The sequence below is a fragment of the Burkholderia sp. 22088 genome, assembly GCF_052045915.1.
In the GTDB taxonomy this organism is placed as follows: domain Bacteria; phylum Pseudomonadota; class Gammaproteobacteria; order Burkholderiales; family Burkholderiaceae; genus Burkholderia; species Burkholderia cepacia.
The window spans coordinates 67,513-83,284 of record NZ_JBQEPY010000005.1 but is presented as its reverse complement, the minus strand read 5'-3'; the positions used below and the strand labels follow the sequence as shown (position 1 = coordinate 83,284).

General features: G+C 61.7%; 15 protein-coding genes and 1 pseudogene. 11 read left to right on the top strand and 5 right to left on the bottom strand.

What is annotated here, in order from left to right:
* The first annotated feature begins 63 nt into the window (after positions 1-63).
* Positions 64-363, top strand: a complete 300-nt coding sequence (locus tag ACTJLD_RS11170) for a hypothetical protein (protein WP_124470068.1) — start codon at positions 64-66, stop codon at positions 361-363.
* Between the two features lie 54 nt (positions 364-417).
* On the opposite strand, the gene ACTJLD_RS11165 is transcribed toward ACTJLD_RS11170, so the two are convergent.
* Positions 418-747: a helix-turn-helix domain-containing protein gene (locus ACTJLD_RS11165; RefSeq protein WP_124470067.1), complete on the bottom strand. Its 330-nt coding sequence runs from the start codon at positions 745-747 to the stop codon at positions 418-420.
* 220 nt (positions 748-967) lie between these two features.
* Here ACTJLD_RS11165 and ACTJLD_RS11160 point away from each other — a divergent pair, with 220 nt between their 5' ends.
* From ACTJLD_RS11160 to ACTJLD_RS11140, 5 genes and pseudogenes are all read left to right on the top strand, one after another.
* Complete coding sequence (locus ACTJLD_RS11160) at positions 968-2,734, top strand: hypothetical protein (protein WP_431642883.1); 1,767 nt, start codon at positions 968-970, stop codon at positions 2,732-2,734.
* Positions 2,735-2,890: 156 nt separating this feature from the next.
* Positions 2,891-4,048 (top strand): toxin-antitoxin system YwqK family antitoxin, encoded by a 1,158-nt coding sequence (locus tag ACTJLD_RS11155; protein ID WP_431642881.1) that lies wholly within the window; start codon positions 2,891-2,893, stop codon positions 4,046-4,048.
* 568 nt (positions 4,049-4,616) lie between these two features.
* Positions 4,617-5,168, top strand: coding sequence for a DUF1003 domain-containing protein (locus tag ACTJLD_RS11150; RefSeq protein WP_234743373.1), 552 nt, complete (start codon positions 4,617-4,619; stop codon positions 5,166-5,168).
* A gap of 846 nt (positions 5,169-6,014) precedes the next feature.
* Positions 6,015-6,603 (top strand): annotated as a pseudogene (locus ACTJLD_RS11145) (BPSL1445 family SYLF domain-containing lipoprotein).
* A gap of 463 nt (positions 6,604-7,066) precedes the next feature.
* Positions 7,067-7,786, top strand: a complete 720-nt coding sequence (locus ACTJLD_RS11140) for a Crp/Fnr family transcriptional regulator (RefSeq protein ID WP_234743372.1) — start codon at positions 7,067-7,069, stop codon at positions 7,784-7,786.
* 99 nt (positions 7,787-7,885) lie between these two features.
* On the opposite strand, the gene ACTJLD_RS11135 is transcribed toward ACTJLD_RS11140, so the two are convergent.
* Complete coding sequence (locus ACTJLD_RS11135) at positions 7,886-8,314, bottom strand: PRC-barrel domain-containing protein (RefSeq protein WP_027792673.1); 429 nt, start codon at positions 8,312-8,314, stop codon at positions 7,886-7,888.
* Between the two features lie 244 nt (positions 8,315-8,558).
* The gene (locus tag ACTJLD_RS11130; protein ID WP_011548865.1) at positions 8,559-8,741 is read right to left on the bottom strand and encodes a hypothetical protein; all 183 of its coding nucleotides are present in this window, start codon (positions 8,739-8,741) and stop codon (positions 8,559-8,561) included.
* A gap of 340 nt (positions 8,742-9,081) precedes the next feature.
* Here ACTJLD_RS11130 and ACTJLD_RS11125 point away from each other — a divergent pair, with 340 nt between their 5' ends.
* The 5 genes from ACTJLD_RS11125 to ACTJLD_RS11105 all read left to right on the top strand — a co-directional run bounded on the left by ACTJLD_RS11125 (position 9,082) and on the right by ACTJLD_RS11105 (position 15,219).
* Complete coding sequence (locus ACTJLD_RS11125) at positions 9,082-9,459, top strand: Spy/CpxP family protein refolding chaperone (RefSeq protein ID WP_011548864.1); 378 nt, start codon at positions 9,082-9,084, stop codon at positions 9,457-9,459.
* Between the two features lie 90 nt (positions 9,460-9,549).
* A complete protein-coding gene (locus ACTJLD_RS11120) occupies positions 9,550-9,912 on the top strand; it encodes a hypothetical protein (RefSeq protein WP_226153368.1) in 363 nt (120 codons plus the stop codon).
* A 322-nt stretch (positions 9,913-10,234) separates the two neighbouring features.
* Positions 10,235-11,014, top strand: coding sequence for a PRC-barrel domain-containing protein (locus ACTJLD_RS11115; RefSeq protein WP_440658743.1), 780 nt, complete (start codon positions 10,235-10,237; stop codon positions 11,012-11,014).
* A 75-nt stretch (positions 11,015-11,089) separates the two neighbouring features.
* Entirely contained in the window at positions 11,090-13,165 is a 2,076-nt protein-coding gene (gene tkt, locus ACTJLD_RS11110) for a transketolase (protein ID WP_234743371.1), read from the top strand.
* A gap of 764 nt (positions 13,166-13,929) precedes the next feature.
* Positions 13,930-15,219 carry a cation:proton antiporter gene (locus ACTJLD_RS11105; RefSeq protein ID WP_125381367.1) on the top strand — a complete coding sequence of 430 codons (1,290 nt, stop codon included), beginning with the start codon at positions 13,930-13,932 and terminating at the stop codon, positions 15,217-15,219.
* 127 nt (positions 15,220-15,346) lie between these two features.
* Here the strand turns inward: ACTJLD_RS11105 and ACTJLD_RS11100 are convergent, their stop codons facing one another.
* On the bottom strand, positions 15,347-15,505 hold the full coding sequence (locus ACTJLD_RS11100; protein WP_088924800.1) for a DUF3309 family protein: 159 nt from the start codon (positions 15,503-15,505) through the stop codon (positions 15,347-15,349).
* A 15-nt stretch (positions 15,506-15,520) separates the two neighbouring features.
* Entirely contained in the window at positions 15,521-15,721 is a 201-nt protein-coding gene (locus ACTJLD_RS11095) for a hypothetical protein (protein ID WP_006413579.1), read from the bottom strand.
* Between the last annotated feature and the right edge of the window lie 51 nt (positions 15,722-15,772).

Sequence of the window (15,772 nt, the reverse complement as noted above, 5' to 3'; positions counted from 1 at the left end):
CCGGACGTCCTCGCATCCAGCCAAGCCTGGAGGCCGTTGCTCGTCCACTCACTGGAGAACACCATGAATTCGACATCCAACCGTCTGCCCGGCCCGCGCTTCAAGCTCGGCCGAGTCCTTGCCACACCCGCCGCGCTGAGTGTCGTCGCCAATGCGAACGTCTCGATCATCAATCTGTTGATCCGACACGCCTGCGGGGACTGGGGAGATCTATCTGAATCCGATCGGGAACAAAACGAACTGGCCGTCGATGCTGGATCACGGATCCTGTCCAGTTATGTCCTCGCTGATGGACAGACCGTTTGGCTCATTACTGAATGGGATCGGTCCGTGACAACGCTTCTGCTACCTGGCGATTATTGAACGGCACTCCGCCTAGCGAATAGTCGCCGTCTAGGCAACTCGAGGCGGTGACCGTTAACGCAGACGCTGCCGCTTGATTTCCGGCGGCGTCGCCGCATTCGCTCGGCGCTCTCCCGTCGGTTTCAGCGACACGCCATCCAACGGCGCAAAGAGTTCGGCCAACGTCACATTGAGGACGTAGCAGATGTTCGCGAGCGTTTCGACAGATGGATTGGCGATACCACGCTCGATCGCGGAGATATACGTGCGGTCAACGTGCGCTTCGAAAGCCAATGTTTCCTGAGATTTCTCGGCCGCATGTCGACACTCCTTGACTCGCTTGCCAAGAGCAATCGAGATCGGGGCAGGTCTTGATGCAGCGGAAGTTGAGCGCCTAGTAGCCATGGCGTGCAGGATGCCCGCCCGTCGACTGATTAACGACGCTGTAAACACTTCAATTATAGACGTATATAATCTACATTACGACGTCCATTGGCTGCCTCGAGCGTCCTGCTGGTTCGAGCTCGTATCGATCCAGCTATATCCGTGCGCCTTGAATTGTCGAGTAAACACTACATCCAATGTGCCCATCCGTACGGGACGAGCACGTCAAACGGAGAAAGCAATGAAAGCCAAAAAACATACGGGGTTCAGCAAACACATCCTGGGCCTGTCTGTCGCGACCGCCCTTGCCGCCTGCGGCGGTGGCGGCAATTCTAGCCCCAGTCAGCCGTCACCCGGGGGCGGAGGCACGCCGACAACGCCGGCACCTGCGGTCACCGGTAAAGCCATCGACGGTTACCTGGTCGGTGCAACGGTCTGCTTGGACCTGAACAACAACGGGGTTTGTGATTCTGGAGAGCCCACGGCGGTCACGGACGGGACCGGCCAGTTCTCGATTCCGTATAGCGGCGACACAACCGGAAAAACGCTACTCGTCCAGGTCACACCGACGACCAAGGACCAGTCTCGCCCAGCGGGATTCCAGTTCCCCGCCACCTTCACGCTGTCGCAGGTCATCCAACCCACGACATCGCAGGTTATCAGTCCGCTCACGACACTGGTTGGCGCCCAAATGCAGACCGGTTTGAGCCACCCGCAGGCCATCGCTGCCGTGCAAAACCTGCTTGGCAAACAGGTCGATCCGAATGCCGACTACCTCGCGAACAGCGATGCGGCGACCCAAGCGCTCGCAGCGCAGATCGTGGACAAGCTCGGAACCTTCTCGGTCAAGGGCGCGGTCGATGCCGCGACGCTTCGCAATGCCCTGAACGCCATGGTCGCCAAGGGCAGCGTGACGGCGATCACTCAGGACGATCTAGCCACCCAAGCGGCAAAACCGGTCTACCAGATCGCGGACGCCTCGCAGGTCCTCGCCAAACCCACCTACAGCTTTGTCGATTACCTGATCTCGTTCTTCGGCGGATACAACCCGACGCCGGGCTCGACCAATCAAGCGCTGGTTCGCAATGTCCGCCAGATCGTCAATGGGGCCCTGCAGACCGATCGACAGGAAAACCTGCCGGCCGGAACCGACAACTGGACCAATGTCGGTCTCGGTGCGTACAACGGCGACAAATACGACGGGCTTGCCGGCGAGTACGCGCTGAAGAAAGACGGAACGTGGTCGAACCTCGTCTCGGAGACTCAGCGGCTCACCCCGCTGCCTCTTTCGCGTATCGGCGCGACGCTATCCGGCTCCGACCCGGTATCGGGTATGGGGTTCACGTATGAGGCACGTTCCGTTGACCTGTCCGGCCAACCCTTGTCGTTCGCCGCGCCTGCCGTACCGGGCTTCTATGACTTCGCTCATGCATCGCAATTGACCGGCACCATATTCCCGAGTGGCACGACTGCATACCTCGGCATCCAGACCTATTCGGCCGACCGCGTCGTACTGCCGGTATCCGTTCCGATGTGTGACAACGCTGTTGTGCAAGGCGGGTTGGTCTGCGGTGGAGTTCCCGCCTATATGGACGGCAACACGATCGTCATGACGTCCGGCAGTTCGACTACGACGTACAACTCGGTTCAACAGGCTGTCGGCATCGCTATGGCCGGACTGAATGTCGGACTGGGCACGATTCAGCTGTCGGCAGATCATCGCGCCGTCGTCGACAACACGCTTGGCACGTGGTCCGCATACGCCAGAAACGCCAATGTGCTGGTACTCGACTTCGCGACCGCCGATATTTCGGCACTGACTTCGGGGAACGCTCGACTCCAACCTCTCGCCCTCGGCGCCAAGCTTGTCGTTGCACTTCGCGCTGGACGACTGCAGGTCGGCTGGCTGTACCCGTCTACTTACACCGACAAATCCCTGCAGTTCGCATCCGATCTTCCTGGCACCTTGTTGACCGCACTTAACTCGGTCGTCGCCGCGCCGCATTGAACTAAACAGCTTGCAATGCTTGGCCTGGGTTCTGGCATGTACCCCCCTCGGATAGCCAGAACCATTTCAGCCGACCGGCTCGCCGGTCGGTTTTTTTGTACCCGCGGTCGCTCAAACCACCGCGTCACGATCGCGTCTTCAATCATATTTCCAGCCATGGCAACCACCCACTTTCGCCAACGTCTCGCAGTACCAATTGCGATCGCTTTCGCAGCCCTCATCCTCAGTGGCTGCAAGGGCGATGCCCTCGACTACCGTAACACTCAGATCGTCAACGGCAAGGTCTATGCTGGTGACGCGAACTCACCGTTCTCCGGAAAAGTCACAAACGTGCCAGTCCCCGACATTCTGAATAACCAGCCGGGCTACCAACGGATGATGCAAAGCAGCGCGTACGTCGTGCCCGAAGCTTATCGTGATGGCATCAGTCCGATGGCCATCCATCAGTTCCTCTGCGATGCAAAGGTGACCGAGGGCATACTCGATGGTGATGTCGTCTGCAAGGCGCCGCAATCGGATACCGTTCGCATGAAAATGTCGTTCAGCAGCGCTGCACTCACCGGCTCGATGCAGGTCTTTGATAACACCGGTGATCGTACCGTCCTAGATGTCAATTTTAGCAACGGCAAGCCGGACGGGGCAGAGAAGGTCTACTACGCACCGACCAGACAGCTCATCGGGGAATTTCCATGGAAGCACGGATGGCTCGACGGCACGGTCAAGACGTACGACGGCAAGACCGGAAACACGCTCCTGGAAGCACACTATGAAAACGGTGCGGCCAACGGGCAAATGATCCGCTATGCACCCGATGGCAAGCGCGTCATCTACCGCTCATCATTTTCCAACGACAAACTCGACGGTGCCGAGGATCGATTCGATCCCAACACTGGCGAACTCATCAGCCACGACGTATGGCAAATGGGCACGCGGGTACCAACGCCAGAAGAAGCACAGACTACAGCGAACACGCTCGCAACCCTTGAGCATAGCAAAAAGGTGAAAGCCTGTATCCGCGACCTTCGAAACGCTACGCCACCGGACCCGATGGACGTTAGTGGTCAGCAAGAAGCAAAGTGGTCAGAGGAATGTGAGCAACGCTTCCCGCCTGTCGGCAACAATGCAGCAGCATCCGCGTCGCCCTCTTCATCGGCCCCTACCGAGGATCGCAACGCGTGGCCGACCGAAGAAAACGCGTGTACACAAAAGTGGCAGAATAATTTCGTAGCCAAGAATGGTCCCGATGCGATCATCCCGTACGACATGGCATGGGAATGGGTCGACAACTGCCGAGCCGGGAAGCAGCCGTCGTAATCCACCGTTTCCGGCGGGTCTGCGGGATATCGTTCGAAGATTCGCCGTTTCATTTTTTTGACTATTCGCGCTGAATCTGGACGTAGATGGATTATTCGATTCAGAATAACGAACAATTAAGCGAGCGGTATTCTTGGCCAGTCGGTGCTGGTGATCCAGACTCGGATGCTCCGCGACTACTCGTTTCAGACGAGAGATTCCATTATGTCAAATTAAAATGATCCAAATGGAATCCGCGAGCCGCTGCCGCTCTTTTCCGTAAAGCTGTTCCCGTTTCTATTGCAATTTGTTCCTGGCTGTCGGCCACGCTCGGACTTCGCTCTCACCCGTGGTTTATGCGCCGCAGTCGGCGCCAGGCGTCAGCCTGTTCATACCGCTCCGGTTCCGGTAGGGTGCGGGATCGCGCGGGACTTTGTCCATTGGGTCGGATGGCAACGAAACCGGGAGAGGCCGCTGTTCGGGCCGTTTCGGTTTCGTTGCTTCGCGGTTGCCGAGCAACCAGCCTTTTGCAATGACCTGACTGCGGTTCTATTCTGTTCTGATTGTGCGACCGCGCGCGGAGAGCAACATGCGTAAACCTGCGGAGCTTGCCGAAAAATTCTTTGGCGTCCCCTATGAATCACTGGACGAGCGCACGAAGAATGTTGCACATCTCATCTCGGAGCGAAAGCACGTCGCGAGAGACCCCACGAAAGAACTGGATGCAGCGGCAACGCGCGGCCAGCGCGCAGCGGATGCCGTTGCCGCCTTCGGCGGGTCGTGGATATTCATCACGTGCTTTGTCGTCGTCATGGTCGCCTGGGTCAGTCTGAATTCGCTGATTCTGGCAACGTACAGCAAGGCCTTCGATCCTTACCCGTATATCCTGCTCAACCTGTTTCTCTCGATGCTGGCAGCTATCCAGGCACCCATTATCCTGATGGCGCAGAACCGGCAGTCATACAAGGACCGGGTCTCTGCCGAACACGATTACGAAATCAATCTGAAGGCCGAACTCGAGATCATGTTGCTCCATGAAAAATTGGACGGGTTGCGCGAGGAGCAATGTACTGAATTGCTGAACATGCAGAAGGAACAAATGGCGGCGCTGAAGAACCTGCTCGAGTCTGGCAGGACGTGAGCAATGGGGTATCCGGGGCGCCAGCTTCGCGAAACGACGCGATCGAATGGCGAACGACGCGGCCCGGCCATCCATGGCGACTGCCGGTCGTTTCTTCCGATCGATCTGTTTGGGAGAATCGCCGTACAACGGGATATGAAAGGAGAACTTCGACACGGCGACGTGTGCGTTGCCGAGCCGCGGCATCGGTCATGATGAAGCGCACCGGAAGGACGCTGTTTTCATGTGACGCCCGCAGCCCTGACCTACCATCCTTCCCGTTGCCCTGCCCCATGCGGCCCCTGGTCATCGGAACGCCCGGAATGATTCATGTGGTCGCGCGAAGTGTCGCCTCGATTCCATCCGCTTTCGTGATTGCCGCCATACGCACCGCCATACCCCCCGTTTCGATCGCCGCGATAGCCCTCACCGGGTACCCAAAAGCATCCGGCAAGCACGGTCGCAATAGCCGCAAGACAGACGTAGACAGACGCACGCATGTTGCTCTCCTTGCCGGTCGGATCCAGGCACGTTGCTTCGTTTGATCGACCGGAGACGAATGACGGAATCATTCACCGCTGACGTGAACCACGTCGATGTGCGTGTACAGGTCACGCACGAACGAACGGATGGTTGCAGAGGACATCGTCCCGACAACGAGATGGCGTGTCTGTACGGTGAAGGACGCTTGCGGAGACGGACCGGTTGCGCGGCATCGACCGACATTCACCCGCACACGCTGCACGTGCCGCGAAGCCGAACGCGACGCGGGACAACGCGGATGTTGCGCCTTTGTACGCTGTCGTACCGCATCCGTGGCCGTCCTGACGTAGCCTCGAAAGCTCGGGCAACAATCAGGAGACGATGATGCTACGACGAACATTTCTATGGGGTACGCCGGGATCGATCCTGGCTGTTTCCCCTCGCGGTTTCAGGTTGCACGATGACCGGAACATCCGACGCCAGCGGCCACCAGACCGACAAACGCCACACCATCGATGCGGGTGTCGACTCGACCCTCGCACGTCTTTACTCCAGCGCCAACGGCTTACATGAACTTGTCGGTAAGGCGCGTGGCGTGCTGGTGTTCCCATCGGTCATCGCGGCCGGCTTCTGGATCGGCGGTCAGTACGGTGAAGGCTCGCTGCGCGTGGCCGGCAGCACCGTCGGGTACTACAGCACCACGACCGGCTCGATCGGGCTGCAGATCGGCGCACAATCGAAAGCCATCATTTTCCTGTTCATGACCGAGGACGCGCTTAATCGGTTCCGTAGCAGCGAAGGCTGGTCGGCAGGCGGCGACGCATCAGTTGCAGTCCTGAAAGTTGGTGCGAACGGCAATGTCGACACCATCACCGCGACCGCGCCGATCGAAGCATTCGTGCTGACGAACAGCGGGTTGATGGCGGGTGTGACGCTTGAAGGAACGAAGATCTCGAAGCTGAAGACACTGTAGTGCTCAGCGTGAGCCGGCAGACGCGGCGCCCTGAGGACGCGGCGGCGGATCTGAATTCGACTCGCCTGAACGGCGCGTAACCGTGCTCGTGTGGCACCTGTCCGGCAACGGAGCGGACGCGCGCGCGCTTCATCGCGGCTCATCCTTCCGCGGTCGACACCGCTCAGGCCTGCCGACCGCGATCGATTTCCCGTCAACTGCTCCGTGAAATATCGGTTCCGTATCGAGTGCGCGTGATTGCGCCCACCTTGATGAGACATGTGCCGGCACTATAATTTTTGATGCAGGATTCCCGCTCGAACGGTCTCCCGAACTCATCGAGAAAAGGGACATATTGCTGCCGCCATCCCGTCCGGTCGTCGGATCGGTAAAGTGTGAGGATTGGCCTCTCCCGCCGATTCCCACTGCGCCCCTAATGGCTGGATTCTTCATCGTCGCCCGAGCGCGAGCGCAGGAGCCACGCATGCAGGACAACCCGCCCATCACCGAAAATCACCTGCTTGCCGCGCTGCCGGAAAACGAACGCGCTCACCTCGCCGCTTACCTGACGCTCGTCGACATGCCGTTGGGAAAGGTGCTGTACGAGTCGGGCGGCCAGCTTCATCACGTCTATTTTCCGACCACGTCGATCGTGTCGCTGCTGTACGTGATGGAGGACGGCTCGTCTGCGGAAATCGCGATCGTCGGGCATGAGGGCATGATCGGTGTGTCGCTGTTCATGGGCGGCGAAACGACGCCGAGTCGCGCCGTCGTGCAAAGCGCTGGGCAGGCCTACCGGCTCGACGCGAGCGTCCTGAAAGAAGAATTCAGGCGTGGCAATGCGATGCAACGCCTGTTGTTGCGCTATACGCAGGCGCTCATCACGCAGATGGCGCAGACCGCGGTGTGCAACCGCCATCATTCCATCGATCAGCAGCTGTGCCGCTGGCTGCTGCTCAGTCTCGACCGCCTGCCGTCGAACCAGTTGCGCATGACGCAGGAACTGATCGCCAACATGCTGGGCGTGCGGCGGTCGGGCGTGACGGAGGCTGCATTGAAGCTGCAGGACGCGGGCCTCATCCGCTACAACTACGGCCATATCGAAGTGCTGGACCGACCCGGGCTCGAAACGCGCGTGTGCGAATGCTATGCGGTGGTCAAACGCGAATTCGATCGCCTGCTTCCCGATCTGAAGAGACTCTAGCCGCCACTGAGCCGCATCGTGCCGGCCTTCCCCGCAACTGCACTCGATGCCCGAGAAGGCCCGGAAGCGGCCGATCGACACCTTGCCGCCAACCTCGCCTCATCCGACGACCCAGTACGGCGCCCGATTGTAGTACTGGTGAAGCGACAATCCCCACTGCGATTGCGTCATCACCGGCCAATGCTCGTCGTCGAAGCCAGGGGTGCTTTTGACATGCGCGGCGGTCACGTCCAGGTGGAAACATTTGTCACCGACATCGTATTTCATCGCACTCCACGGAATGGCACAAAGCATCTCGCCCATGCCGCCGCTGGACGCTACCGCGTAGGCAATTTTGCCGTGGTGCAAATCGAGCACGATGTCGAACACGTTGCCGATATCCTCACCGTCCGACGCGATGATCTTGCTGCCCCTCAGGACATCGGCGGTCGTCACCATATGACCGGGTTCATCGCCAGCATCGCGTTCGACGAGCTTGCCCCCGTTGCCGTCATCCCCGGATCGGTCGGGGGTGTGGAGCATCCTCATGATGTCCTCCTTGGACAAGTTCCGGGAATATCCGTCTCGTACACGGCCTCGACATCGAAAGCGGCACTCGACGCACGAGGAAACGCTGCGCGCACCGGCATTGGAAGTCGGTACGGTTCCGTACCCGAGCACCTCGGGAATATTGGCTCGCCGACGCTCCGACCGATTCCGCCACGCTTATCGATATCGCCGAATACCGGCGACGACTCGATCCTTCGTAGTCTCGCAGGGCGCTGCCCCTGCGCTAGCGGTGCTTGATGTGCAACGACTTCCGGTGATGCTTTCGATGGGCCGGGCGGGAGATCATCCTCGTGACACCACCGATCGACGGCGGATCGCTGGCGGGGAACGTCCCCTCCACCGCCTCGTCGACATTGCGCTCGCTCTTGCCACCGTTCGTATGCTGCTCTCGATACCTGCTGCGCATAACCGCCTCCGTGGAGTTGATGGTCGGATCGGGCCGGATTCATCTGGCCCACCAGCGTGAAACGCCTCCGGTCACGATGCCAGCATAGGCCCGATTGGAATATTCCGCCCGGTGCGAGCGTGATCCGCCGGACATCGCGAAACGGCCACGTACACCGGCAAACCGTCCGGCATCGGACAGACTGAGCCCGCGCATCCCGCGTATAGCTGGGCTACCGGGCCGAAATTCGCCGCCGACCGGATGCGTCGCGGTACGTCGACTTCTTCCCAATTTTTCACCAGGATCCGCCACGACACTCGTTCTTCTCGCTCTCCCCCGACAGATTGCCGGCGAGTTCTCCGTGGCGGCGACAGTCGCCCTCGGCGCGGCCGTCTTCCCCTCACTCTCGAATGCCCGCGGCTCCGCACCGGATCAAGCACCGCCCCACATCATGCCCGTGGCGGCGCAAAGGTCGATCGACGGGCGCATCAACAGCCTGCACCAGCGGCTTGGCATCACGCCTGGCCAGGAATCGCTGTGGCAGCCGGTGGCGCAGGTGATGCGCGACAACGCGAACGCGATGGAATCGCTCAGGAAGGCACGTAGCGATCACGCGAACGACATGAGCGCGATGGGCGATCTTCATTCCTATGGCGAAGTCACCAACGTGCACGCAGATGGCGTCAAAAAGCTGACCACGGCGTTTCAGCCGCTTTACGACAAGATGTCCGATACGTAAAAGCAGAACGCGAATGCGATTTTCCGTGGCAACGGTCGCCACCTGATCAAGGAGCAATAGTTCCGGACCTTCTGCCGATACCGACTGTCGATGACAGCCGCTGACCGGCAGATTGCGGATCGTACACGGGAGAACATGATGGACGTTTCTGCCGGACACGCACGTCGAAACACGGTGGCGCCGAGATCAGGCACGCGGCTCGTCGGCATGATCGTTGCGTTCGGCTGCCTTGTCGTTGCACCGCAGTTGCATGCGGAGAGAATGAATCACGGCTGGGACAAGGGCAATCACGCGCGCATGACACATCAGGGCGGTCGCTACTACGACCATCACCGGCATGGAGGCGACGGCTATTACGATGGCGAGGATGACGCTTATGCCGCGCCTCCGATGGTTTACGAGCCGGCACCGGCGCCCGGCGTCTCGCTGTTCATCCCGCTGCGGCTGCGTTGACGTACGAATCCAGTCCGGCGGACGGGTACACCTGGCGGCACGTGGATGTGGCGATCCTCACTGCTTCGTGATCCTGATGACGAAGCTGGCGAGGAGGTGTCGCGACATGCCGGGAGGGGGGTTCGCGCCCGTGCGCGCATTGTACGGTTTCGTACCGCATCGGGCATTCGTCGCGTGTAGCGTCTCAATCATGCCGGCCACCCGAGGGGACGCGCTTGGCAGGCATCGCTCCGCATCGGCGGGCGAACGGCTGGATACCACTGCACGGCAGGCAGGTCAGCCGGATCACCGAAGTGCCGGGCATCGCTCTGACGAGGACATCATGTTGCGAAGCATCCGAAGGTTGCACGGAGACACGGTTCGAGCGAAGGACGGCGATATCGGGCACATTAACCAGGCCTACTTCGACGACGACAACTGGTGTATTCGCTACCTCGTCGTCGAGACGGGCGACTGGCTGCACGACAGACGGGTTCTAATCTCGCCATATTCCGTAACACATCCCGAATGCCGCACGCTATATGTCAGTCTGTCGCAAGAGCAGGTGAGAGACAGCCCGAATCTGGACACGCACAAGCCGGTATCGCGCCAGCACGAGATCGAGTACCTGCGTTACTACAACTACCCGACTTACTGGGGCGGCCCGAACCTTTGGGGGATGGGTGCTTACCCGGCTTTCGATCCGGCCGGACCGTCGCAGGATCTCGATGCCGGCGACCCGCTGTTCTCGCACGGCGCGCCGGCCAGTGCGCCGGCGGATACGCATTTGCGCAGCACCGGCGAGGTCGACGGATATCGGCTCGAAGCCACGGACGGACATATCGGTCACGTGTCCGACTTCATTTACGACGATGAAGCCTGGGTGATCCGCTATCTGGCGATCGACACGTCGAGCTGGTGGTCGACCGGCAAGGAAGTCCTGATCGCGACGCACTGGCTTGACCAGGTGGAATGGCATACGGAAACGGTGTCGGCCACGCTCACGCGCGACGCGATCCGCCGCAGCCCTCCCTACGACGACTCGCAGCTCGTGCATCGAAGCTACGAAATCGAGTTGCACGAATTCTACGGCAAGCACGGCTACTGGCCCCGAGACCGATAACGCGGACGACGGGCCGTCAACGCAACCACCATCCCGTTTGGGATGTTGCGTGACCGAACGCCAAGGAGCAGTTGCATGACCTCAACCGATTTCCCGTCAATCCAAGGGGCGGCACTCGATGCGCTCTGCATCAATACGCTGCGCTTCCTGTCGATCGATGCCGTGCAGAAAGCGGCGAGCGGCCATCCAGGCCTGCCGCTCGGCGCCGCGCCGATGGCCTATGCGCTATGGATGCGTCATCTCAAGCATCACCCGGCCAATCCGGCATGGTTCGATCGCGATCGCTTCATCCTGTCGGCCGGACATGGATCGATGCTGTTGTACAGCCTGCTCCACCTCACCGGCTACGACCTGCCGCTAGATCAGATCGGCCGCTTCCGGCAATCGGGCAGCCTCACGCCCGGCCATCCGGAGCGCGGCCTCACTCCGGGTGTCGAGACGACGACCGGCCCGCTCGGCCAGGGTTTCGCCAACGCCGTCGGCATGGCGATGGCGGAAACGCAGCTCGCCGCGTGCTACAACCGTCCCGGCTTCGAGATCGTGGATCACCGCACCTACGCACTCGTCAGCGACGGCGACCTGATGGAAGGCGTCGCGGCGGAAGCGGCATCGCTTGCCGGCCATCTCCAGCTCGGCAAGCTGATCTGCCTGTACGACGATAATCGCGTCACGCTGTCCGCCGGCACCGCGATCACCTTCACCGAAGATCGCGCACAACGGTTCGACGCCTACGGCTGGCATACCGAAACGGTCGAAGACGGCAACGACCTGGCCGCCATCGATGCGGCGCTGGTCAACGCACGCGCCGAGCAGCGACGTCCGTCGTTGATCCTCGTGCGCACGCATCTCGGCTATGGCTCGCCCAACCGGCAAGACACGTACCAGGCTCACGGATCGCCACTCGGCGATGCCGAGGTGCGCCTGACCAAGCACAACCTCGGCTGGCCGCCCGATCCCGCGTTTCATATTCCCCCACCGGCGCTCGCGCATTTTCGCCGGGCGCTGGCGGAGGGGCGAGTACGGGAAGAGCAGTGGAACGCGCGGTTCGAGGCCTATACGCGCGCGTTCCCCGAGCTGGCTCGGATGCTGCTGAACACTGTGCACGGCAAGCTGCCCGACGGTTGGGACCGCGATATCCCGGTCTTTCCGGCCGATCCGAAAGGCATGGCGACGCGGGTCGCATCCGGCAAGGTGTTGAACGCCCTCGCCTCCCGCGTCCCGTCGCTGGTCGGCGGCTCCGCCGACCTAAACCCCTCCACCTTCACCGCGCTAATCGGGCTCGGCGATTTCGAGGCCGCCGGCGTGAACGCGCTCGACCGACAAGGGTCCGACGGCGGCGGCTGGAGCCGTAGCGGCCGCAATCTGCATTTCGGCGTGCGCGAGCATGCGATGGGCGCGATCCTGAACGGCTTGGCGGCCCACGGCGGCATCCGGCCATTCGGCGCGACCTTTCTGATCTTTTCCGACTACATGCGTCCGCCGATCCGGCTCGCCGCATTGATGCGTCTGCAGGTGATCTACGTGTTCACGCACGACAGTCTCGCCGTCGGCGAGGACGGTGCGACACATCAGCCGATGGAGCAGCTTGCCGGACTGCGTGCGGTCCCGGGCCTGCTGGTGATTCGACCGGCCGATGCCAATGAAACCGCCGTCGCGTGGCGTGTGGCGCTCGAAGCGCGGGAGCGACCGACTGCGCTGGTACTGACCCGCCAGGACGTGCCGACCATCGATCGCCTCCGGTTCGCGCCGGCCGAGGGCTTGCGGCGTGGCGGCTACGTCTTGGCCGATGCCCCCGATGGCCACCCCACGCTGATCCTGATCGCGACGGGCTCGGAAGTCACGCTCGCGCTGGCAGCACAAGTCGAATTGCTCGCGCGCGGCGTAGCGGTTCGGGTGGTGTCGCTGCCCTGTTGGAGATTATTCGACGCTCAGCCCCAGCCATATCAGGACGCCGTGCTGCCGAAGTCGGTCGGCGCGCGGCTGGCGATCGAAGCGGGTGTGTCACAAGGCTGGCACCGCTATGTCGGCGATCGTGGCGACGTACTCGGCATCGCGGGTTTCGGCGCGTCGGCGCCGGGCGCCCAGCTGATGCGAGATTTCGGCTTCACGGTCGAGAACGTCTGCGACCACGCACTGAAACTGCTCGCCTGATCCGTGGACGGCCCGTACGCGTATCAACCGTTCGGGCCGCAGCTGGCATGGCACATACCGGCTTCGAGTACCGCGTCGACCATCGACTGGGCATCGGGCACGATGCGCCACGTGATCCGCTCCGCTCTCCTGTATAAGGCACTGGCGCATTCTCGTTCGCGCACGGCCGTGACTGCCGGCATGCGCGTGGCGGACGGCGGGCGCCGGGACCTTCCACAACCAACCGAACGCGCGAAGCGCCGCCCATTCCGCCACCCGCCATGCTCAAGCGGTGGCGGGCTTGCCGGCTCGGCGCTCGAGCATGAGAATAAGGGCGATGATGCTGACGACATGCATGCGTTCAGATGGCGTCGGACTGCCGTGTTCGAGAATCGATTCCAGCCTAATTCGCCAGAGTGCCCATGGCGCAGGCTCACCGGGGGCGACGCGTGCAATGAGTCGTTCGAGTGAACGGAGGTCTTCCTCGATTGCTGTGTGGGCCATGGCAATGCTCCGGTTGTCGTGAGGAACGGCGGACAGTCTATGCCGAAGCACTGCGCCGCTCTGCCCGCTACCGTACATCGCATGCGCGCGGGGCACTTCCCGGCAGCGACGGCCGCAATGCAGGCGCCCGGCGCGATACTGTGCGACGGGCGCGGGGGGCATCGGCGCCCCGTCCGGCGCGAGCCGTCCCGTGCGTGCCGCGCACCACCCTCCACGACGTCGCATGGCGACCTGCGGCCGACACGCGGCGAGCACAACGTGATCCACGCGAGGTATGCAAAGTGACCGAAACGATCGGATGCCTCATCTTCGGAGCCCTGCTGATTTTCATGGGACTCATCGGATCGTCGCTTAAGCGCCTGCCGCTGAGTGCGGCCATGGTGTATCTCGGGATCGGCTTTCTGGTCGGACCGGCCGGCACCGGCTTCCTGTCGCTGAAATTGCCGGACGACGTCACGAACTTGCGCATTGCTGCCGAAATCGGCTTGCTGATCTCGCTGTTCGCGATCGGCCTGAGGCTGCGTGTCCCGCCCGCCGATCCCCGCTGGATGCTGCCGCTGCGGCTCGGCGTCGTCGCAATGATCTTCACCGTGGCGTCGATCGCCGCGCTCGGCGTGCTGGTGCTGAATTTGAATCTCGGTGTCGCGGTACTTCTCGGCGCGATGATCGCGCCGACCGACCCCGTGCTCGCTCATGACGTCGGCGTGCGCGACGCGGGTGACGTCGAGCTGGTACGTTTTTCGTTGTCCGCCGAAGGTGGGATCAACGACGGCACGGCCTACCCGTGCGCGGTACTCGGCATGCTTTTGTGCGGTTCCGGCACGACGTCGGCGCTTTACTGGAGCATGGTCGGCGGCATTGCATGGGGTATCGCGTCCGGTGCGGGCGCAGGCTGGCTGCTCGGCTTCGTCACGGCCCGGCTCGTCGCATTCCTGCGCAGCCGTCACAGCCAGGCGCTCGGCCTCGAAGGGTTCTTCGCGCTCGGCCTGATCATGCTGTCGTACGGTGTGGCGCTCGCCATTCATGGCTACGGGTTCCTGGCCGTGTTCGCGGCGGGCGTCGCGATGCGGCGCGTCGAACATCGAACGAGCGGCCAGAAGACGTCGAAGGAGACGGTCGGCGTCGTGAACAGCGAAGATGTCGAAGCCACCGCCACCGATCCCGACAAAGCCCATGCCTTCGTCGCGGAATCGGTCATGGGATTCACAATCGAGCTTGAACACATCGTCGAAGCCGTCCTGATCCTGCTGATCGGCGCGCTCGTCTCACGGTATTGGGCTGACATGCTCACCTGGGCGGGCGCGGCCGTGGTCGCGACACTGCTGTTCGTCATCCGGCCGGCCGCCACCCAGCTTGCGCTGATCGGCTCCCGGGCGTCGCACCACCAGCGCCGGCTGATCAGCTGGTTCGGCATTCGCGGCGTGGGTTCCCTGTATTACCTGATGCTGGCCATCGAGCAAGAGCCGCGCGCGCAACTGTTGCCGATGGTTCCGTGGGTACTGGCCATCATCGCCGTGTCGATCGTGCTGCACGGTATTTCAGCTGCGCCGCTGATGCGTCGTTATGCGTGAGACTCAGGACGGGCGTAGTGACGCGATGCGTGGGCTGGTCGAACGGTTTGGCGCGATGCCACACCCGACACTCAAGGTGCCGGGCGACAGTCCTTCCATGAACTTGCAGCGTCGATGATGTCCCGCGTCACAGCCTGCCCAGCCGCATCAGTATGAGTAACACGACCAATACCAAGCCCAGCAATCCGCTTGGACCATAACCCCAGCCGTTGCTGTAGCGCCGGGTCGGGATCATCCCGACCATCAGCAGCACGGCAACGATCAGTAGAAGTAGTCCCAGTGACATGCCGTCTCTCTTCAATCAATCCGGCCAGTCATGCCGCGATGCGTCCGCATCGTTGGCCTCGCCGAATGCAATCGAACCGATGTTTCCGTCGAAACGCTCCCGAGCGATTCCACGTCGACGCGCGCACGCGCCGTTCGTCGCCGGTCGCGTCGAAATTCGCGGGGTCGCCTCTCGAATGCCGGAGTTACCCGGACGGAAGTCGTCCTGCTTCTTCATGCAGGGCTCGTGCGCGATGCACCCGGTTCGGGACGTGCATCGACTCTTTCG